This window comes from Paenibacillus sp. FSL P2-0173 (assembly GCF_038008045.1).
In the GTDB taxonomy this organism is placed as follows: domain Bacteria; phylum Bacillota; class Bacilli; order Paenibacillales; family Paenibacillaceae; genus Paenibacillus; species Paenibacillus polymyxa_B.
In genome coordinates, this window is sequence record NZ_JBBOYK010000004.1 from 290,914 (window position 1) to 313,525 (window position 22,612).

A 22,612-nucleotide genomic window follows, 5' to 3' on the forward strand; every position below is an offset into this window, starting at 1 on the left:
CCGCGTATACATTTCAATGGCCGATTACTTCCCTACGCTGGTATGATCCAGATCAGGTGCAAAGGGTCCGGAATCTTGCACGATTCCATCTCAGCCCGGCATTACAGGCTCCCCCAGTAACTGTGATACTTCTATTCACATGAGGCGGCTATAACAGATATCCCGCCATCCTTACCAGACTACTTTAAATTTATGGCTTTGGCAACCCTTCTAGGTTCCCTTTACCAAGGAGACGCTCCCCATCAAATCACTCTGCTTGCTTCAACTGTGTTCATTCTTGTTACGGAAGCATAAGCCCCATTTCCTTCGCCGCTTCAATCAAAATCGGAGCAAAGTCATGTAGCGTCTCGGGTGCAAGCCGACTGACCGGACCGGATACAGATAAAGCCGCAGTGACCTGTCCCTTCCGGTTTACAATTGGGGCAGCCACAGCAGCAGCCCCTGGCTCCCGTTCTTCATAGCTGGTCGCATAGCCCTTCTCGCGAATGTCCTGCAGCTGGGCTTTATAGACCTCCGGGTCTACTGAGGACGGCCATTCATCCCCGCTTAGCAGGGCTTCCAGCTCCTGCGGCGGCATAAAGGCTGCCAGCACTTTGCTGGAGGCCCCTACAGCCAGCGGCATACGCGCACCTACAGGCGCAACCCTGCGGATCGCCTGATTGCTCTGCACGGCTTGTATGCGAATACGCATGCTGCCGTCACGTAAGTACAAGCTGACCGTCTCGCCCAGACGATCACGTAGTCCTTCCATTGCAGGCTGTAACAACACCGCCGGCTCGTCGCTTTGGGACAAGTGCGTGGATAGCTCCCAAATGCGGAAGCCAAGTCGATATTTTTCCGTTTCGGCATTCCGAACGACAAAGCCCCGATCCTCCAACGTAGTCAGCAGCCGATGAACCGTGCTTTTATGTAGACCAATTTTGGAGGCAATCTCCGTCAGGCCAAGATCCGAATCTGCGGTAAAACACAGCAGTATATCAAGTGCACGCTCTACAGCGCGAACGGTTAATTTACGGTCTTCCATCGTGAACCGCTCCTCTTGTATCCATATTCGTTTCACACTATGAAACATGGTTACATAAATTATATAGAATAGTCGCGGCTACTGTAAACCGATGTTTTTGTGACAACCATATTACAGAACGAGAACAAACATCGACAATTCTTTGCATCATTTTTACTTTTCCGGTTCAGGCGTTGACTTTGGATAATCCCCATCATACGATAATAGGTATCTATACGGATCTACACTACTATTTTCAAGTGGAATTATACCTAAATTCTATGAAACGAAGATCAATTTTATATAAGGAGGCTCTTACATGATTTCGACATCCCAGCGCAACGCTCAGCTACAGACCGCTGTTCAGGAGCCGTCCACCCCACTCTTTAATCCCCGTCTGCTGCGGTTCAAGCACGTTGTGATTGCTCTGCTGCTGTCGGTCGTCTTTTTTCTGTTGTTTTGTTTTATTGCCTTGCATGCTTACATCGCATGGGTACTTACGAATCCCACCGTTGCACCACTGTACTCTAATCCGATGCAGGCCAAAAGCATGCCTTATGAGGAAGTCAGCTTCCCTGCCAAGGATGGTAGCCGCATGGTACAAGGCTGGTATATCCCGGCGGATCAATCGCGGAAAACGATTATTTTCAGTCATGGCTATGGGGCTAACCGCGAAGAAAGCTGGATTCCCATGTATGATCTGGCGCATTATGCCCACAGTTTGAACTTTAATGTGGTCATGTTCGATTATGGATTTGCGTCACAAAACAGCAAAGCAGTCGCAACCGGAGGCAAAGCAGAATCCCAACAGCTCCTCGGAGCAATTCAGCTTGCGAAGCAACGCGGCTCGTCGGAGATTATCGTATGGGGCTTCTCCATGGGGGCAGGAACCGCTCTTCAGGCGGGCTTGCAAACCAAGGATGTGGACGCAATGATTTTGGACAGCACCTTCCTGCTGGAGCCAGATACGCTGTACCATAACATTCACAATCAAATTAATCTGCCAAGACATCCGTCTTTGGAAATTCTGGAGTTGCTGTTTCCAGTCTTGAACGGAACCAGCTTGCATCAAATTCCATATCAGGAAGTTAAAAAGGAAAACTATCCGTTCCCGATCATGTTTGTGCATGGTACACAGGATGAAAAAGCTCCTTATCCTATTGCGGAAAAGCTCGCTGCCAATCAAACCAACCCGCTTTCCAGTGTATGGATTGTTAAAAACGGGATACATGAGCTTATTTTCAGAGAGCACCCTCGTGAATATTTGCGACGGGTATCGACGTTTCTAAGCAGTGTACAGGAGCTGGAGGACAAGAAAACCATCGCTGATGCCCACAAACAAACGACTACGAAGTAAATTTTTCGAAGAACTGTATTCTATTCTTCGCCTGGAAGAAGCCTGCCTATGGACACTTAACCCGTGCCGTAGCTGGGCTTCTTTTTCGTTTTCCATGGGTATTCATTGTTTTACGTAACAGATGTGACCGGATTAAGGGAGTTCATAGACATATTCCTGATGAGACAGCGAATATACTGGGTACGTATGCATCCAGGGCAGATCTGCCAGATCCGCCGGATAGCCATAGTAGGATACGGGAGGTAAAAAAACGATGCTGAGTACTTATGGGTCTTTCCTGCCCTTACGTGTGCTGGAGGAAATTCGGCATTGGAAGCAGCAGGAAAGTTGGCATGTGGAAGTGATTAAATCCGCTACCGAGGGATTGGAGCCAACTTATGTACGGTTGCTGGATGATTGGCGGACTGTATTCGAACAGACGGAACGCACCGCCATAGAGTTGCTAGAAGAGCAACGGAGCGTACTCGATCCGGCAGATCAGGCGTGGCATCAGGAATGGAAACAGATGTCGGCTGCTCCACAAGCACATACACACGAATTCACTGGACATTCAAAACAGTCAAGGGGATTAGACGCATCATCATCTGTAAAGATGCCATTGTCAGAGTCAGCCTTAAACTCTCAGCCTGACTCACAAGAATTAAATCGTCGACTGGACGATTTGCTGCAAACCGCAAACCGTCAGTCACAGGAGTATGTACGACAGCTCGGTCTGCTGAGCGAGCACAGTCATGCATTGCGTCAGCAGCCAAAATCTGCCGGAGTTGTATTACACGCGGCACATGAAAGCCAATATTTCCTAATCTCGACAACCCCCTTTCAAGAACCTGGCTCCATCGCAAGGGCTGCTAGGTTGTATCATGTAGCGGCAGAGGGTGAGATTTACCCAGAGGAAGCGTTTCGAGAACGGCAGGCAGGCATAAGGGGAGAAGGCGCATGGACGACTAAAAGCGTCAAGTCCAGCCAGGCACAACCTTCGGCAACGGAAAAAACCTCAATCGGCCGCTCGGTTCCTATTGGGGGACATCGGCTACCGCCGCTCCCTTACCCCTATAATGCGCTTGAACCGTATATTGATGAGAAAACGATGCGTATTCACCATGATAAGCATCATTTGAGCTATGTGAATGACCTGAATAAAGCGGAAAAGAAGCTGGAAGAAGCCCGAAAAACAGGTGATTTTGACCTCGTAAAACATTGGGAACGAGAACTGGCATTCAACGGCGCAGGCCATTATCTGCATACTCTTTTTTGGACGATCATGAGTCCTAAAGGTGGCGGAAACCCAAGCGGACCGCTGGCTGAACAGATTAAAAAGGATTTTGGCAGCTACGATGCATTCAAAAAGCAATTCAGTTCGGCAGCCGAAAAGGTCGAGGGTGGCGGCTGGGCTATCCTGGTATGGAGTCCACGCGCGGGACGGCTTGAAATTTTGCAGGCCGAAAAGCACCAGAATCTGACTCAATGGGAGTCCATTCCGCTGCTGGCGATAGATGTATGGGAACATGCATATTACTTAAAGCATCAAAATGAGCGTAACAAATACATTGAGGATTGGTGGCATGTCGTTAACTGGCCTGAAGTGGAAGCGCGCTACGATCAAGCCTCCAAACTGAGATGGCAACCCTTCTAAGCTTCTAAGCTAAAGAAAAACTACACCTGCAAATCGTATCGCTCTCTGAGCGCTGCCATTTGTTCGGTCAATCCTTCCGGTTGTACCACCCAGCCATCGGCAGGTAAAATGGCTGTCCGGCTCTCAACGACACGGCGCAGAGATGCCGTGTACGCCTCAACAGACGGCACTCCAGCCAGCTCTGCCAGGCTACCCATCGTTGCTGGATTCACCCGGGGGTAATCCTGCTGCTGCACGCCTGCCGATGTGTCCCCGGCTGCCTCTGTATAGAAATGCTGCACCGCCTGTGCACGCTCTGCACCGCTGCCCTCAATCATCACGAAGGCTGTGATGATATACGCCTTGGCTTGGCGCCGCTGTGCAATGCCGCAAAACTTGCGGCCCCGGACGCTGACATCGTAATCCCCGGGACAGAAGGACCCGAGGATTTCTCCGGTCTGCGCCTCGCCAGACCACGGAACCAGCGCATCGGCAATTAGCGCTGCCATGAGCCGAAAATCCTCATGCAGGCTGATGGCCCGCTGTGGATTCGGCAGGATTAAGGACAGGTTCAGTACCCCTCTGTCCAGCATGACGGCTGCTCCACCCGAGGGGCGTACGCATACCGAGGTTCCCGCGTTGCGCACTCGTTCCATCGCCTGTGGGGCGTAGGGAAGCCTGCGGTCCCGGTGACCGATCACAAGCGCTGACGGATGCCGCCATAGATGCAAAATGGGTGTAGCTCCTTTCCCTACTTGCCGACAAGCCAGCTCCTCCCAAGCCAGCGGAGACAAAACATTCTCCTGAGTGGCCGCGAGTGGCGTTTCAAACCACTGTAACTCAGGCAAAGCTGTTGTTTTTTCCGTTGATCTATGTACATTCTCCATACGTTATCCCCTATCTATAAAAATAACTGTTATCCATAGGCAAATCGTAATTTTAAGGCAGCTATCCCGTCGTCTCTATTTCTGATGTTAACAAAAAAAGGTGGCTACGCCTATGCGTAAACCACCCTTTTTTTGTTCATCACATAAACGTCTTGCGATGTTCGATCAATCCTTGAGCAGCGACAAAAACTCTGCGCGCTGCGCTGCATCATCACGAAACGTACCGCGTACCGCAGACGTTACCGTTTTGCTACCAGGCTTTTTGACACCTCTTGCACACATGCACAAGTGCTCGCCTTCCACGACCACCATAACCCCGTGAGCGGAGACCGCTTCATTTAAAATATCAGCGATCTGTGATGTAATACGCTCCTGTACCTGCAATCGGCGGGTCACTGCCTCTACCAGGCGTGCAAGCTTGCTCAGTCCTACAATTTTGCCGCTGGGTACATAGCCGATATGCACTTTTCCGAAGAAAGGAGCCATATGGTGCTCACACTGGCTGTAATAGACGATGTCCTTCACGATCACAAGCTCCTCGTGATTCTCGTCAAATGTCACACCCAACGCATCCCGGGGATCAACCTCATAACCCGCAAATATTTCCTCATACATGCGCGCAACGCGTGCCGGTGTTTCCAACAACCCTTCACGCTTGGGGTCCTCACCGATCAGTTGTAAAATCTGCTCCACATGGTACTCGATTTTATCCCGGTTATCCGCAGCTTTGCGGTTAATATAATCTTTTACGCCAGCCACAGTAATCCTCCTCTATGCAGCAACCTCATGCGGCATCCGTGCTCACGTTGCTCATTATTTCCGACGGCCCTGATTTTTACGCGGACCAGGCTGATTTTTGGAGAACTGTTGGTTCTTCATCATCTGCTGGGCTTTTTGCATTTGTTTCCCATTCAGGTTGTAACCCATCTGTTTGGCCATTTTTTGCAGCGTTTCAGGGTCGTTTTGCATCTTTTCAAGCTGTTTACGAAGATAATAAGCACCGATGAAAAATCCCCCAACCAAACCAGCAATCAGGGTAATAATCGGAATGACAATATTCCACACCACGAAGTCGTCACCTCTGTATATTTATATGAAACATCTTGAATTGCACGAACCTATCATAGCAAAACATGGGACAGCTAGCAAATCACTTTTTGCAAACATATGTCCTTATTGTTTCTCCAAATCCAGCAGCTTCGTCTTGACTGGTAAGCCTCCAGCATAACCGACCAAACTTCCGTTTGCACCCGATACCCGGTGACATGGAAACAGAATGGGTAACGGATTTTTGTTATTGGCTCCACCCACAGCACGTACCGCCTTGGCTCGTCCGATCGATTCTGCAATATCTTTGTAGGACACACTTTGTCCGTACGGAATATTTTGTAATGCACGCCATACCTGCTCTTGAAAAGGAGTGCCTCTCAAATCATAGGCTATACTGAATTCCCGTCGTTCTCCCGCAAAATATTCACGCAGTTGGTCCGCGGCTTCGCGCAGTTTTTCCGGCTCCTGCACATAGACATATTCCCCAATCCATGTTCGGGCCCATTGCTGAAGCAGTGCTTCCTTTGCATGAAAAACGCCATAGTCTATTCGGCACAGCCCCCGATCCGTAGCGCACAGCGTCAACGTGCCCACAGGTGTCTCCATCTCATCATAATAAATGGTGGTTGGACCCTGTGAATCTCCGGCCGTTACTTCTGATTTTGGTAATTCAGACGCCTTTTGCTGTTCTGCCTGCTCTTGTTCCTCTAGTTTGGAATGCGCTTGCGCGATCATTTCGCGTACTTGCTCATGTTGTTCCTTCTCTGATGCTTGCTTGATCGCTGTCATAGCGTTCTCCCCTCCTATTCGACTCAAAGCCCACGCCGCCGTGCCTCGTAGCTCGGGACGCGGATCATCCAATAAAACCTCCGTTAACTTGGGCACCGCGCTGATATCCTTGAAATTGCCCAGTCCAATGACTGCATTGCGTTGAATGGGCTTCTTCCCCCGCCAAGCCGCCGCACTTTGTCCAAATCGGTCTTTGAATTCACGGTTGCTCAAATCCAATAACGGCAGCAGCAACGGCTTCACAATTTCAGGATCGGGTGTAAGCTCGGGATGGTGATCCCAATTGAGACCCCGATTTTTGGGGCATACCATTTGGCAGGTATCACATCCGTATAGCCGATTCCCTATCTTCCGCATAAACTCCTCATCCAGAAAGCCCTTCGTTTGCGTCAAAAAGGACACACACCGCTGGGCATTCAGCTGTCCAGGACCCACAAGCGCGCCCGTAGGACAGGCATCCAAACATTTGGTACACTCGCCGCAACCATCCGTTACCGGTTCATCTGGCTGGAAAGGAATGTTCGTCAACAGCTCACCTAGATAAATCCATGATCCCAGCGTCGGTGAAATCATCATCGTATTTTTGCCGCTAAAGCCAATCCCTGCGCGTTCCGCAACGGCTCGATCCGACAATTCTCCGGTATCCACCATGTTTTTCAATATGGCATCAGGTACCCGCTCACTTATAAAAGCCTCAAGCTTTTCCATCGCTTCGCGTAGTACCAGATGATAATCTTTCCCCCAGGCTGAACGTGCCAAAATACCACGGTACTTCCCCTTGTCCGACTTCGGCGGGTCCTTCATTTTGGAAGGGTACGCCACCGCAATAGCAATCAGAGATGCAGGCTGTGAGCCATACAGCTCCGGGTAGATCCGCTTATCAATATCTGGCTCTTCAAAGCCGGATTCATAGCCTTTCGCACGATGCTCTTCCAATATAGCTTTCAGAGACAGAAAGGGGTCGGCGGATGCGAACCCGATGGAGTCGATACCCAGCCCTGGAGCTGCCTCAATAATTTCCTGCTTGAGCGAAGCCCAAGTCGAAGCGGTTCCGGCAGCCGCCTGAGTCAATCCGCGTTGCATCCGATACTCACCTCTCTTCCACTTTTTATCATTACAGATATGAGGATTTGCAAAATTCTCATATCTCAAATTTCAACAGAAAATAGCAGCAGATGCTACCGTAAATTTTTAACAGCACTGGTCGCCAGAAAATCACAGCGATTATTCAGTTCATTGTCACTGTGCCCCTTAACCTTCACATATTCAACCTCATGCTTACCCATCAGTTCCCACAATTCTTCCCATAGTTCCTTGTTCTCCACTGGCTGGTTTTTACTGTTGCGCCAGCCATTACGAAGCCAATTCTTAATCCAGCCCTGTTTGAAGCAATTGACGACATAGGCAGAGTCACTATGTACTTTCACATGGCAAGGCTCCTTGAGCAGCTTCAGTGCTTCAATCACGGACTTGATCTCCATACGGTTGTTTGTCGTCATTTTCTCGGCACCCGACAGCTCCTTACGATGTTCCCCATACAGCAAAACAATCCCCCAGCCCCCAGGACCGGGATTTCCCGAACAAGCACCGTCGGTATATACCATCACTTCTTTCATCATCCTCTTCCTTTCCTAATCGGTAACCGCCTGCTCCGTCATGGTCCTGATCGGTTCGGACGTGTTCCGCATTAATTTCAGACTTTAGTTGCTCTATAGCCATTTCCACTCAGATATCGGCCAAAATATAAATTCTGCACGTCCCAGTAAATCTTCAGATTTAATGCTTCCAAAATAGCGGCTATCCTTGCTCGCTGCAATATGGCGATTATCTCCCATGACAAAAAAGTGCTCCGGCTCCACCGTAAAAGGACCATAATCACCATCCTCCACGTCAGAGTTGGTGTAAGGTTCATTTAGCAGTTCACCGTTCACATACAAATGATTATGTTCAACTCGGATTACATCTCCGGGAATACCTATGACTCTTTTCACTAAAAATCTTGGACTCGACAGCTTGGAATCGGGATCTTTTAAAATCACAATGTCCCCCCTGCCCGGATCATGAAAATTATAAACCAGCTTGTTGACGAACAAATGCTGGCTTTCCATTAGCGTCGGCTGCATCGAATGTCCTCTGACCGTGGACAAGTTAAATACAAACAGGTTCAGAAGCAGCAAGACGACCATGGCAATCAGAAGGGTGACTAACCAATCGCGTATGTAACCAGAGTGACCTGCTGGTTTGGACGTTTCCGGCGAGGGAAGCGGGCCTGGCGAAGGAGCCAAAGCGTCCATGATTAAACCTCCTTAACCCTGTTATAAATAGAAAAGCATATCCCGTACCCGATTGCAACGGTTACTCAGATATGCTCTAAATGTAAATATTATACTTAATGTTATTCAATTCTCTTTATTTCGATTCCCGATTAATGAGGCGCCAAAATACTCAGCTTCTGAAAAGCCTGTAAAATCTGGCTTGCTCCATAGCCCATCGCTTCGTACAAAGGCATGGCCGCACTGTTATGCTTGTCCCCTGCTACCCAAATACGGCTAACCTTACGTTGCTGAAAACGCTGCTCCATGGATTCCACAAGCGATTTGCCGATTCCCATCCGACGACGATCCGGGTGAATAGCGATACGATAGTAACAACCATCATTCTGATCGATCGTGCCGATCAAAGCACCAACGATCTCACCCTCTTCTTCTGCAACGATGATCAAACCGGAATCCCACGAAAGCTGACGGGCAAACGCACTCACCGTCTCTTTGTAGCACTCCTCTGACAAGGCAATTTGCATGAGTTCCGTTACTGAGTTCACATCACTTAATTGAAAGGAACGAACGTGCATAAGTAATATCTCCCTTTTCGTAAGCATAATAAAAAAATTGAGACAGCACCGTCATTTTTACATAAATCCTTAAATTTCTTATCATGGTGTTAATCACAAGGCATTATGATAAAAATGCATACGATCTGCTATATATGAAATGAAGAACAGGAAAAGGGTGTATGCCCTCAAGTTCGTCATGTCATAGACATGACAGATTATAGCAGACGACAAAAAAGCCGAAATTTCTGCTTCCTTGACCATTAAACCATACTTTTTGATGGAATACATCCCTTTTTCTCATGTAAGCGCTGTATATAAAGCGTTTACATTTCAATGTTCACAATTCACCTCTTATTACCTAGGTATTATGTATTCCAATCGGGTTTTTGGACATGCTAGCTACCAGGCCGTATTGCCCAGTTTGCTATTTTACAAACAAAAATGTTGATTAAATAGGCTGAATGCGGTTTAATATAACTGTCGAGGGTATTATTACATAGGAACACTTACCCAACCATATAACCAGGAGGGATTTTACTATGGCATTTCAATTACCAGAACTTCCTTACGCAAAAGACGCACTGGAACCGCACATTGATGCACTGACAGTAGAAATTCACCATGATCGTCACCATAACACATATGTAACGAACTTAAACGCAGCTCTGGAGAGCGCTCCTGAACTGCAAAGCAAAAGTCTGGAGGATCTGATCTCCAATCTGGACAGCGTTCCTGAAAGCATCCGCACTGCGGTTCGCAACAACGGTGGTGGACACCACAACCACAGCCTGTTCTGGGAAGTTATCGGTCCTAACGGCGGTGGACAACCGACAGGTGCTATTGCTGAAGCAATCAGCAACGAGCTGGGCGGCTACGACAAATTTAAAGAAGACTTCACTAAAGCAGCTACAACACGTTTTGGTAGCGGCTGGGCTTGGTTGGTTGTCGGCAAAGATGGCAAACTGGCGATCACTAGCACTCCAAACCAGGATAGCCCGCTGTCCGAAGGTCTGACTCCAGTACTTGGACTGGACGTTTGGGAGCATGCTTACTACCTGAAATATCAAAACAAACGCCCAGACTACATTGCAGCATTCTACAATGTAATCAACTGGGATGAAGTAAACAAACGTTACGCGGCTGCAAAGAAATAAGCCAGTAACAACATCTCTATCCTATAATAAAGGGCTGTCTCAAAAGTAGATTTTCTACGAATGAGACAGCCCTTTTGGCATTCCATGGTAAACTGGTGGAGATGATTCTCAAATACAGCTCTGGAGGTTGATGGATGCAGACTTTTTTTCGTTACAACTGGATGATTCGGGAACAATGGTACCGCTGGTGTGAAGAGGTGTCGCAGGAGGAATTACTGAAACAACGCGTCGGCGGAGTCGGCAGCATTCTAAAGACACTCTTTCATATCGTTGATGTGGAGTGGAGCTGGATTCAAACGATTCAGGGCAAACCCGACTTTCAGGAGGACTTCTCTCTGTATGATACGCTCGACAAAGTCCGTGAGCTGGATGCAAAGTTTCGACTCGATGTCGAGCCGTTCGTGCTCGCCTGGCATGATGGTCTGGAACGGAAAAGGTTTGAAGATCACCTCCCGGACGGCAGGATTGTAATTGATGCCTGGGGCGAGGTGATGCGTCATGTCATCGCCCACCAAATCCACCATATTGGGCAGTTGTCCATATGGTCTCGGGAGCTAGGCAAGCCTCCGGTTTCGGCCAATGTAATCGGCAAAGGGCTAATTGAAAGCGATGGTGGCATCGATTAGCTTTAACGAACATACAAGTATATTCATGTGACTCAGAGCCGTCCTCGGTCTTTTTTAACGACTGAGGACGGCTCTTTTACTTTTTCATCTATACTCTCTTGTCCATTCCACGCATATTCTCTTCTTTTAACCGTTTTCATAAAGCCTGATTGTAACTGATTAAGTTATTCAACTTATCAATACTCTCTTGGTTCAGAGTGTTGACCTCTTGCTCTTGATAGCACCGTAAGCCAATGTAAATAATGCTCCACATAACAGGGCAATAAGATGAGCGATGAGATAATTCATATGACCATGGTTCTCTGACGCTGCAATTGCAAAGCCAGGAAGAGCCGTGGTTCCGAATCCTATGGCTGTCAGCTTGCTTAAATATACATATGCTCCCGCAATCATTCCTCCAAGGCATCCAGCAATCAGGGGGAACTTATACTTTAAAGTGACCCCGAAGATCGCTGGTTCGGAGATTCCAAAAAGTACAGACCCGAATGCAGAGTAACCCATTTCTTTAACCTTGGTGTCTTTGCGATTCAAAAGAATATACCCCAAAACGGCGCCCCCTTGAGCCATCAAAGCTACTGATGCCAATGGGTTGATAAAATTTCTGCCTGTATCGGTTAACAGCTGCGCTTCTACCGCACCCATAACATGATGTAAGCCTGTAATAACAATGATCTGCTGAATGCCTGCAAAAAACATAAAACCGAATATCCCAAGGTTTTGCGTCATCCAAAGCAGCGAAACGGTGACCAGACTGGCTAGCTCTCGCCCAAGAGGGCCGATAATCGTAAACAATAGCAGGGAAGAAATAAAGACCGTCAGCAACGGAGCCAAAAATAGTTTAATCATGTCTGGAACCTTTTTGTTAAAAAACTGATCCAACTTGGCTACCACATATCCCATCATTAGAGCAATAATAATACCGCCCTGAAATCCAACCAACTGTACGGGAAGGCCGAAAAGACTGATCGATTCCGGATTTTGACTTCCTTTAGCTACCTCAAAAGCATCTGCCAGTGCCGGATGAAGCATAATCGCACCCAGCACAAGCCCCAGAATAGGACGACCGCCGTATCTCTTGGTTGCGGAATAAACAACAAGCAGCGGCAGGATTGTAAAAATACCCGTGGAAACGATTTGAACAAAGCGATTGATCCCTTGAAAAATTGGATACATCTCCACAATCGACTTAGGACCAAATAACCCCTTCTGACCTAACAGCCCGGTTATCCCCATTAACAATGCGGCGGCAAGAATTCCCGGCATGATCTCAATGAAGACATCTGACAGCGATTTAATGGCTTTTTGAAAAGGATTTTGCTTTAGTGCGGACTTCGATTTGACATCACTTAATGACATATCTTCTGTTCCGGTCAGTTTGGAGAACACGGCATAGATGTTATTGACCAACCCTGCTCCAAAAATGATCTGCAGTTGGTCCCCCGCTATGAAAACGCCTTTAACCAGATCAATATCTTCAATCTTTTTTAATTCCGCTTTTTCATTGTCCTCAAGTACAATTCTTAATCTTGTGGCACAATGGGCCACACCGATAATGTTCTCTTCACCACCGATATATTTTAAAATTTCTTGAGAAATTTGCTTATACTGCTTTTCTTTTGCTTCCATCTAGTAAAACCTCCTCTAGCTGAGTCAGATGTCTTCTTTAACAAATCTCCAGAACATGCCTAAAAAGTCCTGCTTTACCCTGGCAAGCGTTATGCCGACATGCATTAATTCATCACCGCCGAACAGCTCACCGGTTTCTACATTTCTATAAACGTAGTCTGGATTCAGACCTTTGAATTTTAATGTTTTAATCGCGGCAGCAGGTTGGGATAAAATCTTGAAATAGCTGGCCGCCATTTCCGTTTGATCCTCTGATACAAAGCTCCATGCGGCTTCATTTTCATCAAACGGATTAATTATTCTGTAAAACTTCCCAAATTGAATGAGCGATCTCATTTCTTTATATAGAGCTATCTGTTTTTTTACTATTTCTTTTTCCTCAACGGTTAATGTCGTCAAATCTAGCTCATATCCAAAATTCCCGGCCATGGCGACATAACCTCTTGTCTCCAAGGGAGTTATTCTGCCCACTTGATGGTTGGGTACTGTGGAGACGTGTGCCCCCATGGTAATTGGAGGGTAGACAAGACTTGTTCCCCATTGAATTTTCAGTCGGCAAATGGCATCCGTATTGTCACTCGTCCAGGTCTGAGGCATGTAATAGAGCATACCGGCATCAAAACGGCCTCCTCCACTAGAACAGCTCTCGAATAAAACATGGGGAAACTTTGATGTAAGCTCTTCCATAATATTATAGAGTCCCAGGATATAACGATGCGCAGTCTCCCTTTGTCTCTCAGGCGGCAAGGCTGCCGAACCCACATCCGTCATGTGACGATTCATGTCCCATTTTACATAAGTAATTGGAACGTCCGATAAAATATCGGAAACCGACTTAATAATGTACTCACACACTTCCTTCCTCGATAAATCCAACATCAGTTGATTTCTTCCCAACGTATACGGACGATCAGGGACATGGATACACCAATCTGAATGCTTTCTGTATAAATCGCTGTCTATGGATACCATTTCAGGTTCAAACCACAAACCAAACTCCATACCCAGATTTCGTATGCGGTTTGCAAGATCCGGCAATCCATCTGGAAGTTTGCGACGATCCACCACCCAATCGCCTAATGAAGTATTGTCATCATCCCGTTTTCCAAACCACCCATCATCCAGTACAAACAGCTCCACTCCTACACTTTGAGCCTCCTTCGCCAACTGCTCAATCTTGTCGGCATCAAAGTTAAAGTAGGTGGCTTCCCAGTTATTAATCAGGATCGGCCGCTCCTTGTCACGAAAAGGCCCACGACATAATCTGCTCCTGTATAATTCATGATAAATTCTCGACATGCCGCCCAATCCATTTTCGGTGTATACCATGACCACTTCTGGCGTTTGGAAGGATTCCTCCGGTTCAAGCAGCCATGTAAAATCAAAAGGATTAATCCCCATCGCGACTCTTGTGTTCCGATAGGAATCTACCTGAGCCTGGGCCGTAAAGTTCCCGCTGTACACCAGATTAAAGGCGTACACTTCACCCTGTTCTTCATCTGTTCCTTCTCTTACAAGTGCCATAAAGGGTGCCTGTTGAGGGCTGCTGGCTCCACGGCAGCTGTCTACCATTTGAATTCCGGGTAAAATTTTTCGCCTTGCTATATTTTTTTCATTATTATGCGCACCGTACAAGGTAATTAGTTCGTATTCATCATCACGAAAATCCACACTAGCACTTAACGCTCTAAGCAGTTTTAGCTGCTGTCGACCTTCATTATCGAAACGGACTGAACGGGTAATGACATCCCACTTTTGATAAAGGCTATAGGATAGTACAATCTTTACATCAATTAATGGGTCTTCAAGGACGATTTCCAGAGTTTCTACTTCGCCATCATCCTCTGCATAAGTAGAAGGAAGCCCTCTCAATTTTGACTTGCCTTGGTAAACCTGATGTTCTTTATACCGAAAGTCTGTCACGGTAGAACCATTCTCCAATTGAAGCTGATACGCAGGAATTCTGAAATCACTATTTCCAAATGATGGATACTCTTGTGGGATGGTGTCCAGTGAAAAGGCTCGATCCTCACCATCCGGATTGGGTGAAAATCCTCTATCCATAAAGATGATCTTATTGCTTCCCCGATAGTTCTGAATTTTCTTTCCCCAATACAGATGGGCTAAATAACCATCTCGTATAACCTGCATGACATAACTCGTATTGCTGCCTTGTAAATGGAATAAAAGATTCTCTTTATCGATGTGTATAGTCATAGCAACCCCCTTATAGCGCCAATAGTACGTTTTTTCAAAATTATAAATTATGTTGTTTTCTTATTGTTTACATCCTAATAATAATTGAATAGTTTTAATAATTATATGGAATAATGTAGACTCTATATGAAACGGTGTGATAATATACAGAGATGAATTAAGGGGTGAAAACAAATGAGTTCGCACTTTTCCAATCATTCCTATAACAACCTGGATCTCAATTTATACACATGTGGCAAAGAAAGCTGTACCAGCAAGCACTCTTATGGTCCAGCCATTCGAAGCGGGTATATGGTGCATTATATTTTAAAAGGAAAAGGGATCTTTAAAGTCAACGATAAAATCTATCATTTGGAGAAAAACGATGCTTTCTTCATTGAGCCGAAGGTTTTAATTTATTATGAAGCAGATGAAATGGACCCATGGGAATATGCCTGGATTGGTTTTATTGGGGTGCAAGCAAAAGAATATCTAAGCCGAACCTGTATCAATAGGGACAATCCCATTTTCCGGTTTGAAGCGGAGGGTAGCCTTGCCCGCTGTATGGAGAGCATCGTCGTTTCTTCTACACTGAAATCCAACAAAGACCTGCTGCTTGCATCCAAGCTATATGAATTTCTGTATTTGATGTTTGAACATTACCCTAATCAGGAAGTCAACCATGAAGTAAGACAGCAGCGGTATATTAAAGAAGCGCTTCTCTTCATTCAGCAAAACTATTCACACTTCATTACCGTAAGTGACATTGCCAAGTACATTTCAATTGACCGTTCGTATTTGCATCGTTTATTTAAACAGCAACTAAATAAGTCACCGCAGGAATTTTTATTACATTTGAGGATTGAAAAATCGTGCTCCCTATTAAGAAATACTTCCCTTAAAATCGGGGATATTGCGCGGTCTGTAGGGTATAAAGATGTACTCCTATTCTCCAAAATGTTCAAAACGGTCAACAAGGTGACTCCATCCGAATACCGAAAAAATCCCCAATAATAACACGCTTCGTTCGCAATTAAATTAGGCATATTCATTCCAAAAACAGAAAAATAGCGGCAGTATGGATCAACCTCATGTCCATACTGCCGCTATTTTTTTAACTACCCTCTTTTATGGGCAAAACCTTTAGTTTGATAATTAGTTCTCTTTTTGCTTCGCATAATACTCGGTGATCAGATCAAGGAACACCTTGGGAAATGCCAAGGTGGCCATATCCGCCTCGCTGATCCAGCGGTACCCCGCTGGCAGCACATTGCGCGTGTACTCCGCCTGCTCTGCCAGCGTAATCAACGCCCCCGGCTTCGCTCCGGTACTGTAGCTGGCCCGCTGCTCGGCAGCCAGCGGTTGTCCTCCCGCCTCCCCGGCAGGGGCGGCGACCTCTTCACACTGGAACACACGCAGGTTCCAGTGAATGTGGCTGAACGTGTGCTCCGCCTCACGTACAAACCGCACCGGGCGCGCAAGCACGCCCTCTGCCAGCAAATGAGCCGCCAATTGGTCCATGGCGGGCTCATCCGGCACCGGGCCGTTGTAGCCCTCCGGCCCGGCAAGCTCATGCGGCAGCTCCCACATGCGGGCCAACAGGCCCTTGGCCGGGCGCTGCCGTACGAGCAGGCGGCCGGCGTTCGCTCCGCTGCCCTCGATGAGAGCGACGGAGCGCGGCTCCAGCCGCGGCGGCTTCGCCTTGGTCTTGACTGGCAGTGTCTCCTCGCGACCTGCCAATCTGCCCGAGCAATGCTCCATGACCGGGCAGGTCAGACAATGAGGCGACTTCGGCGTGCAGACCAGCGCCCCCAGCTCCATCAGAGCCTGATTAAAATCAGAGGCTCTTCCTTCGGGAATCAGCTCCCGTACCAGACTTTCCATATGCGCCCGCGTGCTACCCTTCATAATATCCTCTTCAATGAGAAAATAACGCGACAGCACACGCATCACATTCCCGTCCACAGCAGGCTCTGGTCGGTTAAAGGCGATACTCATAATCGCCCCCGTCGTATACGGGCCTACTCCTTTCAGTGCAGCGACAGCTTGTGTATCATCCGGTACCTGCCCGCCGTGAAGCTCAACTACTTGTTTTGCCGCAGTTTGCAAATTCCGGGCCCGCGAATAATAACCCAGCCCTTCCCACAGCTTAAGCACATCCTCTTCGGGTGCTTCCGCCAGTGCTTCAATTGTAGGAAAACGTGCAATAAAGCGATTAAAATACGGAATGACCGTATCCACACGCGTCTGCTGAAGCATAATTTCCGAGATCCAGATATAAAAAGGATTCCGATGGCGGCGCCACGGCAAATCGCGTTTGTTACGTGTATACCAATTCAACAGTTCAAAGCTGAAATAACGCTTTTGTTCCAATGTATTTGTAGTCATCACATCACATCTCCTTATATTCGACAATCACAAAAGCAGAGGCAATGTTAGGCTGATGTGTAATACTCAAGTGAATGCTGTAATTCGAGTCACCTGTAGACGGCAACCTCAGTCTATCCCACGCGGATGAAGACAAATAAACTACTGGCTTCCCCCCAGGTTCCGGTAAAATATCCATATCGCCGAACCCGATGATTTGCCCAATTCCACAACCGAAGGCTTTCGTTATCGCTTCCTTGGCGGCAAAGCGCCCTGCTACGAACTCCGTTAGTCTACCCTTGCGTTCCACAGCAAGCTCACGTTCTGCCGGGGTCAGCACACGATTCAAAAACGAATCTGCATATTTACCTGCCAAAATATTAGCCATACGGCTTATTTCCAGCACATCATGTCCAATTCCGTAGATCATTTGGGTATTCCCCGTCCTTTTTACTTTACTGGATCTATTGTAACAGTGCGTCCACACCCTGGCGAGTCACAAAAGCGTAAAAACGGCACCAAAATATGTTAAAATAAGAAAGGCTACAGGTGAATGTTTTGAAATTCAGCTGATATGCCCATTTAAAAAAATTCCCGTAGAAAGGAAGGATAGGATGTCAGAAACCATTATTGTTGAAGCAGGAACAGATGCGGTGATCCGGGCTTCCTGGTTTCCCGCTAAAAATACAGCCAAAAGCCTGCTCATCATCGCTCACGGCTACAAAGGATTTAAGGATTGGGGCATGTTCCCCTATATAGCAGAAGCATTGAGTATGGATAACCATGTTGTGACCTTCAACTTTTCACATAATGGCATAGGTGAGGATCTAGAGAATTTTACCGAGCTGGAAAAGTTCGCACGCAACACCTATAGCCGCGAACAAGAGGATTTGGAACTATTGCTATCCAATCTGAGAGCACGTCATGAGTTCAGAGAATTGCCGTTGTTTCTGTTAGGACATAGCCGAGGCGCGGGGAGCTGCTTTGTATATGCTCTAGATCATCCCGGTGAGATTGCTGGCGTCATTTCATGGAATGGCGTGACAGATCTTGATCTGTTTACTTTACCGCAAAAAGAAGAAATGCGCGCCAAGGGGCGCAGCTATGTGGAAAACGCCAGAACCGGACAACAGCTTCCGCTGGATGCTGTCATTCTGGAAGACCTGGAACAAAATCGCCAGCGTTTTGCCATTGTAGACAGACTTGCCAACAGTCAGCTCCCAGCTGTACTGATCCAGGGAACCGAAGATTCCAAACGTCTACGGGAAGGCTCTGCCCAGCTCACATCCGTTCGTCCCGACATCGAATGGGTACAAATTCAAGGCGGAACTCATACCTTTAATACCGTTCATCCATTCCAGGGAGGCAGTCTTCCGCTCGATCAAGCGATTACCGAAACTCGCCGCTTCATTGAGTGGATCGCCAATTAATTATTGCCCCTTCAATACAAACGGCGATCCGCCGGGCGGATCGCCGCATTTATTTACTTCAGGATTTTGCAAAATTCGATTCCATTCGCTCCAAGTGCAATATATAGACGAACTAGACCATTTCGATCTATATATTATTTATTGAAAATCGCTTATTGGATTTTTGCAAAATCCTCACTTGAGCATTTTACAATTCCATAATGATTAATGCTTACACTCCTGGGATGCTTGTCCGCTTATGCGCTGTACGTGTAAAGAAGCTTTCCAGCTTTTCGCGTGCCGCGGGGTCAATTTCCTTGCCTTCTAGGTAGTCGCTGTTTGCTTCGTAGGAGATCCCCAGTTCTTTTTCATCCGTCTGGCCTTCCCACAATCCTGCTGTAGGCGCTTTGTCCAAAATGGCCTGCGGAACTCCGAGATAGCTGGCCAGCAAGCGCACCTGACGTTTGTTAAGCGTGCTAAGTGGCGTAATATCGACCGCTCCATCGCCCCATTTGGTATAAAAGCCTGTGATGGCTTCTGAAGCGTGATCTGTGCCAACGACGAGCAGATTCAGCTCATTCGCGAGTGCGTACTGAACCACCATACGTGTTCTTGCCTTTACATTCCCTCTCACTTGCGGAGTAATGGAACGCTCCAGACCGATATCCTTTAACGTATGCTCCACTTCCACGGCAACCTTGTCCACGGCTTCCTTAATGTTCGTTTCCCCAGCATATTTCAGGTCGAACGCTTTGGATACCGCGTAGCTATGCTCGATATCTTCCTGTTGGCCATATGGCTGGAATACACCCAGCGTTTTGTATTCGTCCCCTTGCTCCTGCGTCAATTCATCTGTAGCCCGCTTGCACAAAGCGGCTGCTACGGCACTGTCAATCCCGCCACTGATGGCGATCAGCAGCCCTTTGCTTCCCGTTTTCGTTACATACGACTTGAGGAAATCCACACGCTTGCGGACCTCCGCTTCTACGTTAATCGTAGGCTGTACTCCCAATTCAGCAATAATCTGTTCCTGCAAACTCATCAGATAAGCACCTCTTTTTTAGGAATTTCCTTCACAAGCCAACATGCAAAAGCCCCGGCAAGTTTCGCAGGCGAAAAATGCGGGGCATAGCTTGAGCAGTCTTACCGGCAAAAACGATCAAATGCACTGGTCAAATCAGCAGCGATCTGATCTGCCGAACGATCCTCCACCTGATGACGCTCGATGAAGTGAACCAGCTCGCCGTCTTTCAACAGCGCGATAGAAGGGGAAGACGGTGGGTAAGGTGCGAAAAATTCGCGAGCCTTTGCTGTTGCTTCCTTGTCCTGTCCGGCAAAAACCGAATACAGATGATCTGGCGTAAGATCATGCTTCAGTGCTTCAGCCACACCAGGGCGGCATTGGCCTGCGGCACAACCACATACCGAGTTCACAACAACCAGCACTGTACCTTTAGCATTAGGCAGCTTGGCCTCCACATCTTCAGAAGTACGCAGTTCCTGAATCCCAAGATTCGTCAGTTCATCACGCATTGGCTGAACTGAATCTCTCATATATTGATCGAAAGACATAGACATATTCTTTCACTCCTTTTCCAAAAATCATGTATACTACGTTTCTAATTTCATCCTTTGCCGTAGTAAAGGCATGGACATCTAAACTTCATTATACAATCTTTTTCACGTAATTTGCAAAAATCCGGCTATATATTTGCACGATTATTTCTGTATCGAATTCATGACAGGAAACTCAGAATGATCCCGGTAAGTCGGAACGGTTCTGCGCAATCGAACTTTAAACTGCGTGCCCATTCCCTCCACCGAATCTACGGCAATTGTACCGTGATGACGCTCCACTATACTTTGACATAAGGCCAGACCTAGACCTGTACCTTTCGTTTTCGTAGTGTAAAAAGGTTGGAACAGCTTTTCAAGCTGCTTTTGCGGAATTCCCGGACCTGTATCCTTTACTTCCATTTCCACGAAATCCCCTTCCTCATGAGTCGAAATGGTCAGCACTCCCTTTTCCCCCATAGCTTCCATCGCATTACGTGATAAATTAAGCAGCAGTTGCTTCATTTCCTTAGGGTTCAAATGCAGCATCGTCACATGATCCTCTAACTTTAGCTCAATCGTCTGTCCCCTCAGATTCGCATCTGCCCACAATAAAGGCGTCAGTTCGCGAATAATATCATGCAGATGACATTGCTCCTTCTCAACAATTCGATTCTGGGCCAGTGAAAGAAAATCGTTAATAATCCCGTTCGCCCGGTCAAGTTCCTCCATCACAATGCGGTAATAATGGTTGAGGGATTCTGGGCTTTTCTCACGCATAAGCTGTAAAAAACCACGCACAACCGCCATCGGATTACGTATTTCATGAGTAATGCCTGCTGCCATCTGTCCAACCAGACTGAGCCTTTCAAAATTACCCAGCTCACTGCGCAGCGTCTCCAGCTCTGTAATATCTTGCAAGGCGATAATGACACCTGTCGTTTGGTTTGCATGTTTATCCCGAATAGGAAGGAAACTTGAGAAGAATACTTTGGGGGTAACATTTATAAAATCAGCCCCCGCCTCTCCTTCCAACGCTTTCGCAACTCGTTCGTTAACCGCAGGCAAAGCGCTAAAACCATATAACGAGGTGAATGGACGACCTACTACCTCAGGCAGCGTAATGTAGGGATCGTAGTCCCGATAGAGTTCCAGCATCGTTTTGTTCATATGTATAACTCGTTCTTCGCTGTCCAAAGTAACAAGAGATAACGGCATCAAATCCATAACTTGACGCAGCTTATCCACTTCAATTAAATATTTGCTCGTAAACTCAGTCACATCACGCCGTAACGTCAGCTTCTCAAAGGCATTATGCATCAGGCTCACGACCGTAAAACTTGCCAGTACCCCTGCACCAATATTCCAAAACGTTGTAAGTAAGTCAGGAATGTATACCGCAATATCCTGTTTGCCCCACAGTAGCGGAAATATCGCCTTAAACAGCATATCAGCCACAACATATGCGGAGATCAGGAGCTTTTTGTCCAACATTGTTCCTCTTTGAAAAAACTTGACATGCAGGAGCATAAAAGGAAAAAGGATAAAACCCGTGCCCACGTACATCGGGGACATTTCTGTTGACTGGGCTATAATTAGGACTCCCATCAGTGCGGAAGCGGCGAGCACGAAGGCAGTGCGACGTCTACCGTACATGATGCCAACTGCAAGGGGAATAATACCGAGATTGGAAGGTAGACCATATGGAGACTGATATTGAAAGAGTGTACATAACAATATGGCTGGCAAGCAACACAAGTACAGTATTCCTTGATTGGGTCCAGGAAGCAGTTTGCCACCCCAAACCTTTTTCTTATCCCCATAATCCGTTAATATAGAGAAAAAACCCGCCGATATAACGGCAAGGAGAACTTGGAGCACACTTTCCTTCAACGCAATTAACAAGGACTTCTCCCCCTCATCATCTTTCCTTGACGCCGTTAGTTGAATTAAAGCACAGGCTACAATATATTACAATATATGTGTTAAAATCCCGGTGTAGAACGACAAAATTTGCTAAATACTAGATGTTTATAAGAGGAGCGTTTTTACGCAATCCATATCCCTACAATTGAAAGATATACGCGTTACTGTACTCGAAAACTATCTAAAGTGACGGTATTACGTTATGATGAACAATCGGTTACAC

At 47.0% G+C, this 22,612-nt stretch carries 21 protein-coding genes and 1 riboswitch; of the genes, 6 read left to right on the forward strand and 15 right to left on the reverse strand.

The features are described 5' to 3' along the window. Nucleotides 1-12 precede the first annotated feature (12 nt). A riboswitch (TPP riboswitch) is annotated at nucleotides 13-125 on the reverse strand. A 155-nt stretch (nucleotides 126-280) separates the two neighbouring features. Then, on the reverse strand, nucleotides 281-1,024 hold the full coding sequence (locus tag MKX30_RS21240) for an IclR family transcriptional regulator (protein ID WP_023987002.1): 744 nt from the start codon (nucleotides 1,022-1,024) through the stop codon (nucleotides 281-283). 298 nt (nucleotides 1,025-1,322) lie between these two features. Here MKX30_RS21240 and MKX30_RS21245 point away from each other — a divergent pair, with 298 nt between their 5' ends. Together MKX30_RS21245 and MKX30_RS21250 are read left to right on the forward strand one after the other, a co-directional pair. Beyond that, nucleotides 1,323-2,360, forward strand: coding sequence for an alpha/beta hydrolase (locus tag MKX30_RS21245; protein ID WP_023987001.1), 1,038 nt, complete (start codon nucleotides 1,323-1,325; stop codon nucleotides 2,358-2,360). A gap of 253 nt (nucleotides 2,361-2,613) precedes the next feature. Next, nucleotides 2,614-3,993, forward strand: coding sequence for a Fe-Mn family superoxide dismutase (locus tag MKX30_RS21250; RefSeq protein ID WP_340981570.1), 1,380 nt, complete (start codon nucleotides 2,614-2,616; stop codon nucleotides 3,991-3,993). Between the two features lie 20 nt (nucleotides 3,994-4,013). Here MKX30_RS21250 and MKX30_RS21255 read toward each other — a convergent pair whose 3' ends face one another. From MKX30_RS21255 to MKX30_RS21285, 7 genes are all read right to left on the reverse strand, one after another. Then, nucleotides 4,014-4,859, reverse strand: a complete 846-nt coding sequence (locus MKX30_RS21255; protein ID WP_341063440.1) for a lipoate--protein ligase family protein — start codon at nucleotides 4,857-4,859, stop codon at nucleotides 4,014-4,016. Between the two features lie 165 nt (nucleotides 4,860-5,024). After that, nucleotides 5,025-5,618, reverse strand: coding sequence for a GTP cyclohydrolase I FolE (folE, locus tag MKX30_RS21260; RefSeq protein WP_013308743.1), 594 nt, complete (start codon nucleotides 5,616-5,618; stop codon nucleotides 5,025-5,027). Nucleotides 5,619-5,672: 54 nt separating this feature from the next. After that, complete coding sequence (locus MKX30_RS21265; RefSeq protein WP_013308742.1) at nucleotides 5,673-5,927, reverse strand: YneF family protein; 255 nt, start codon at nucleotides 5,925-5,927, stop codon at nucleotides 5,673-5,675. 105 nt (nucleotides 5,928-6,032) lie between these two features. Continuing rightward, nucleotides 6,033-7,781, reverse strand: coding sequence for a tRNA epoxyqueuosine(34) reductase QueG (queG, locus tag MKX30_RS21270; RefSeq protein ID WP_028541010.1), 1,749 nt, complete (start codon nucleotides 7,779-7,781; stop codon nucleotides 6,033-6,035). A gap of 95 nt (nucleotides 7,782-7,876) precedes the next feature. Beyond that, nucleotides 7,877-8,314, reverse strand: a complete 438-nt coding sequence (rnhA, locus tag MKX30_RS21275; RefSeq protein WP_023986996.1) for a ribonuclease HI — start codon at nucleotides 8,312-8,314, stop codon at nucleotides 7,877-7,879. Nucleotides 8,315-8,407: 93 nt separating this feature from the next. Then, nucleotides 8,408-8,992, reverse strand: a complete 585-nt coding sequence (lepB, locus tag MKX30_RS21280) for a signal peptidase I (protein WP_023986995.1) — start codon at nucleotides 8,990-8,992, stop codon at nucleotides 8,408-8,410. 131 nt (nucleotides 8,993-9,123) lie between these two features. Continuing rightward, complete coding sequence (locus MKX30_RS21285) at nucleotides 9,124-9,549, reverse strand: GNAT family N-acetyltransferase (protein WP_023986994.1); 426 nt, start codon at nucleotides 9,547-9,549, stop codon at nucleotides 9,124-9,126. A gap of 521 nt (nucleotides 9,550-10,070) precedes the next feature. Here MKX30_RS21285 and MKX30_RS21290 point away from each other — a divergent pair. Next, the gene (locus tag MKX30_RS21290; protein WP_023986992.1) at nucleotides 10,071-10,685 is read left to right on the forward strand and encodes a superoxide dismutase; all 615 of its coding nucleotides are present in this window, start codon (nucleotides 10,071-10,073) and stop codon (nucleotides 10,683-10,685) included. Nucleotides 10,686-10,819: 134 nt separating this feature from the next. Next, a complete protein-coding gene (locus tag MKX30_RS21295) occupies nucleotides 10,820-11,311 on the forward strand; it encodes a DinB family protein (protein WP_028541012.1) in 492 nt (163 codons plus the stop codon). Between the two features lie 192 nt (nucleotides 11,312-11,503). Here the strand turns inward: MKX30_RS21295 and MKX30_RS21300 are convergent, their stop codons facing one another. Both MKX30_RS21300 and MKX30_RS21305 read right to left on the reverse strand, forming a co-directional pair. Further along, entirely contained in the window at nucleotides 11,504-12,937 is a 1,434-nt protein-coding gene (locus MKX30_RS21300) for a PTS transporter subunit EIIC (RefSeq protein ID WP_028541013.1), read from the reverse strand. 24 nt (nucleotides 12,938-12,961) lie between these two features. Beyond that, nucleotides 12,962-15,154, reverse strand: coding sequence for an alpha-galactosidase (locus tag MKX30_RS21305; RefSeq protein ID WP_341063441.1), 2,193 nt, complete (start codon nucleotides 15,152-15,154; stop codon nucleotides 12,962-12,964). Between the two features lie 174 nt (nucleotides 15,155-15,328). Between MKX30_RS21305 and MKX30_RS21310 the strand changes: the two genes are divergently transcribed. Continuing rightward, nucleotides 15,329-16,147: an AraC family transcriptional regulator gene (locus MKX30_RS21310; protein ID WP_076295360.1), complete on the forward strand. Its 819-nt coding sequence runs from the start codon at nucleotides 15,329-15,331 to the stop codon at nucleotides 16,145-16,147. A 141-nt stretch (nucleotides 16,148-16,288) separates the two neighbouring features. Here the strand turns inward: MKX30_RS21310 and mutY are convergent, their stop codons facing one another. Both mutY and acpS read right to left on the reverse strand, forming a co-directional pair. Beyond that, a complete protein-coding gene (gene mutY / locus MKX30_RS21315) occupies nucleotides 16,289-17,521 on the reverse strand; it encodes an A/G-specific adenine glycosylase (protein ID WP_341063442.1) in 1,233 nt (410 codons plus the stop codon). Nucleotides 17,522-17,525: 4 nt separating this feature from the next. Then, nucleotides 17,526-17,930: a holo-ACP synthase gene (acpS, locus tag MKX30_RS21320; protein WP_076295362.1), complete on the reverse strand. Its 405-nt coding sequence runs from the start codon at nucleotides 17,928-17,930 to the stop codon at nucleotides 17,526-17,528. Nucleotides 17,931-18,114: 184 nt separating this feature from the next. Here acpS and MKX30_RS21325 point away from each other — a divergent pair, with 184 nt between their 5' ends. Next, complete coding sequence (locus tag MKX30_RS21325; protein WP_053324629.1) at nucleotides 18,115-18,930, forward strand: alpha/beta hydrolase family protein; 816 nt, start codon at nucleotides 18,115-18,117, stop codon at nucleotides 18,928-18,930. Nucleotides 18,931-19,141: 211 nt separating this feature from the next. On the opposite strand, the gene nadE is transcribed toward MKX30_RS21325, so the two are convergent. The 3 genes from nadE to MKX30_RS21340 form a co-directional block, all read right to left on the reverse strand. Then, a complete protein-coding gene (gene nadE, locus MKX30_RS21330) occupies nucleotides 19,142-19,951 on the reverse strand; it encodes an ammonia-dependent NAD(+) synthetase (RefSeq protein ID WP_075153725.1) in 810 nt (269 codons plus the stop codon). A 101-nt stretch (nucleotides 19,952-20,052) separates the two neighbouring features. After that, entirely contained in the window at nucleotides 20,053-20,487 is a 435-nt protein-coding gene (locus MKX30_RS21335) for a BrxA/BrxB family bacilliredoxin (RefSeq protein ID WP_023986978.1), read from the reverse strand. 141 nt (nucleotides 20,488-20,628) lie between these two features. Further along, on the reverse strand, nucleotides 20,629-22,368 hold the full coding sequence (locus MKX30_RS21340) for a two-component system sensor histidine kinase NtrB (protein WP_076295363.1): 1,740 nt from the start codon (nucleotides 22,366-22,368) through the stop codon (nucleotides 20,629-20,631). Nucleotides 22,369-22,612 lie beyond the last annotated feature (244 nt).

What these genes read in the sequence shown, in the direction of transcription:
- MKX30_RS21240 (WP_023987002.1), bottom strand. Translation starts at nt 1,024, where the DNA reads ATGGAAGACCGTAAATTAACCGTTCGCGCTGTAGAGCGTGCACTTGAT.
- MKX30_RS21245 (WP_023987001.1), top strand. Translation starts at nt 1,323, where the DNA reads ATGATTTCGACATCCCAGCGCAACGCTCAGCTACAGACCGCTGTTCAG.
- MKX30_RS21250 (WP_340981570.1), top strand. Translation starts at nt 2,614, where the DNA reads ATGCTGAGTACTTATGGGTCTTTCCTGCCCTTACGTGTGCTGGAGGAA.
- MKX30_RS21255 (WP_341063440.1), bottom strand. Translation starts at nt 4,859, where the DNA reads ATGGAGAATGTACATAGATCAACGGAAAAAACAACAGCTTTGCCTGAG.
- queG (WP_028541010.1), bottom strand. Translation starts at nt 7,781, where the DNA reads ATGCAACGCGGATTGACTCAGGCGGCTGCCGGAACCGCTTCGACTTGG.
- rnhA (WP_023986996.1), bottom strand. Translation starts at nt 8,314, where the DNA reads ATGAAAGAAGTGATGGTATATACCGACGGTGCTTGTTCGGGAAATCCC.
- lepB (WP_023986995.1), bottom strand. Translation starts at nt 8,992, where the DNA reads ATGGACGCTTTGGCTCCTTCGCCAGGCCCGCTTCCCTCGCCGGAAACG.
- MKX30_RS21285 (WP_023986994.1), bottom strand. Translation starts at nt 9,549, where the DNA reads ATGCACGTTCGTTCCTTTCAATTAAGTGATGTGAACTCAGTAACGGAA.
- MKX30_RS21290 (WP_023986992.1), top strand. Translation starts at nt 10,071, where the DNA reads ATGGCATTTCAATTACCAGAACTTCCTTACGCAAAAGACGCACTGGAA.
- MKX30_RS21295 (WP_028541012.1), top strand. Translation starts at nt 10,820, where the DNA reads ATGCAGACTTTTTTTCGTTACAACTGGATGATTCGGGAACAATGGTAC.
- MKX30_RS21300 (WP_028541013.1), bottom strand. Translation starts at nt 12,937, where the DNA reads ATGGAAGCAAAAGAAAAGCAGTATAAGCAAATTTCTCAAGAAATTTTA.
- MKX30_RS21305 (WP_341063441.1), bottom strand. Translation starts at nt 15,154, where the DNA reads ATGACTATACACATCGATAAAGAGAATCTTTTATTCCATTTACAAGGC.
- MKX30_RS21310 (WP_076295360.1), top strand. Translation starts at nt 15,329, where the DNA reads ATGAGTTCGCACTTTTCCAATCATTCCTATAACAACCTGGATCTCAAT.
- mutY (WP_341063442.1), bottom strand. Translation starts at nt 17,521, where the DNA reads ATGACTACAAATACATTGGAACAAAAGCGTTATTTCAGCTTTGAACTG.
- acpS (WP_076295362.1), bottom strand. Translation starts at nt 17,930, where the DNA reads ATGATCTACGGAATTGGACATGATGTGCTGGAAATAAGCCGTATGGCT.
- MKX30_RS21325 (WP_053324629.1), top strand. Translation starts at nt 18,115, where the DNA reads ATGTCAGAAACCATTATTGTTGAAGCAGGAACAGATGCGGTGATCCGG.
- nadE (WP_075153725.1), bottom strand. Translation starts at nt 19,951, where the DNA reads ATGAGTTTGCAGGAACAGATTATTGCTGAATTGGGAGTACAGCCTACG.
- MKX30_RS21335 (WP_023986978.1), bottom strand. Translation starts at nt 20,487, where the DNA reads ATGTCTATGTCTTTCGATCAATATATGAGAGATTCAGTTCAGCCAATG.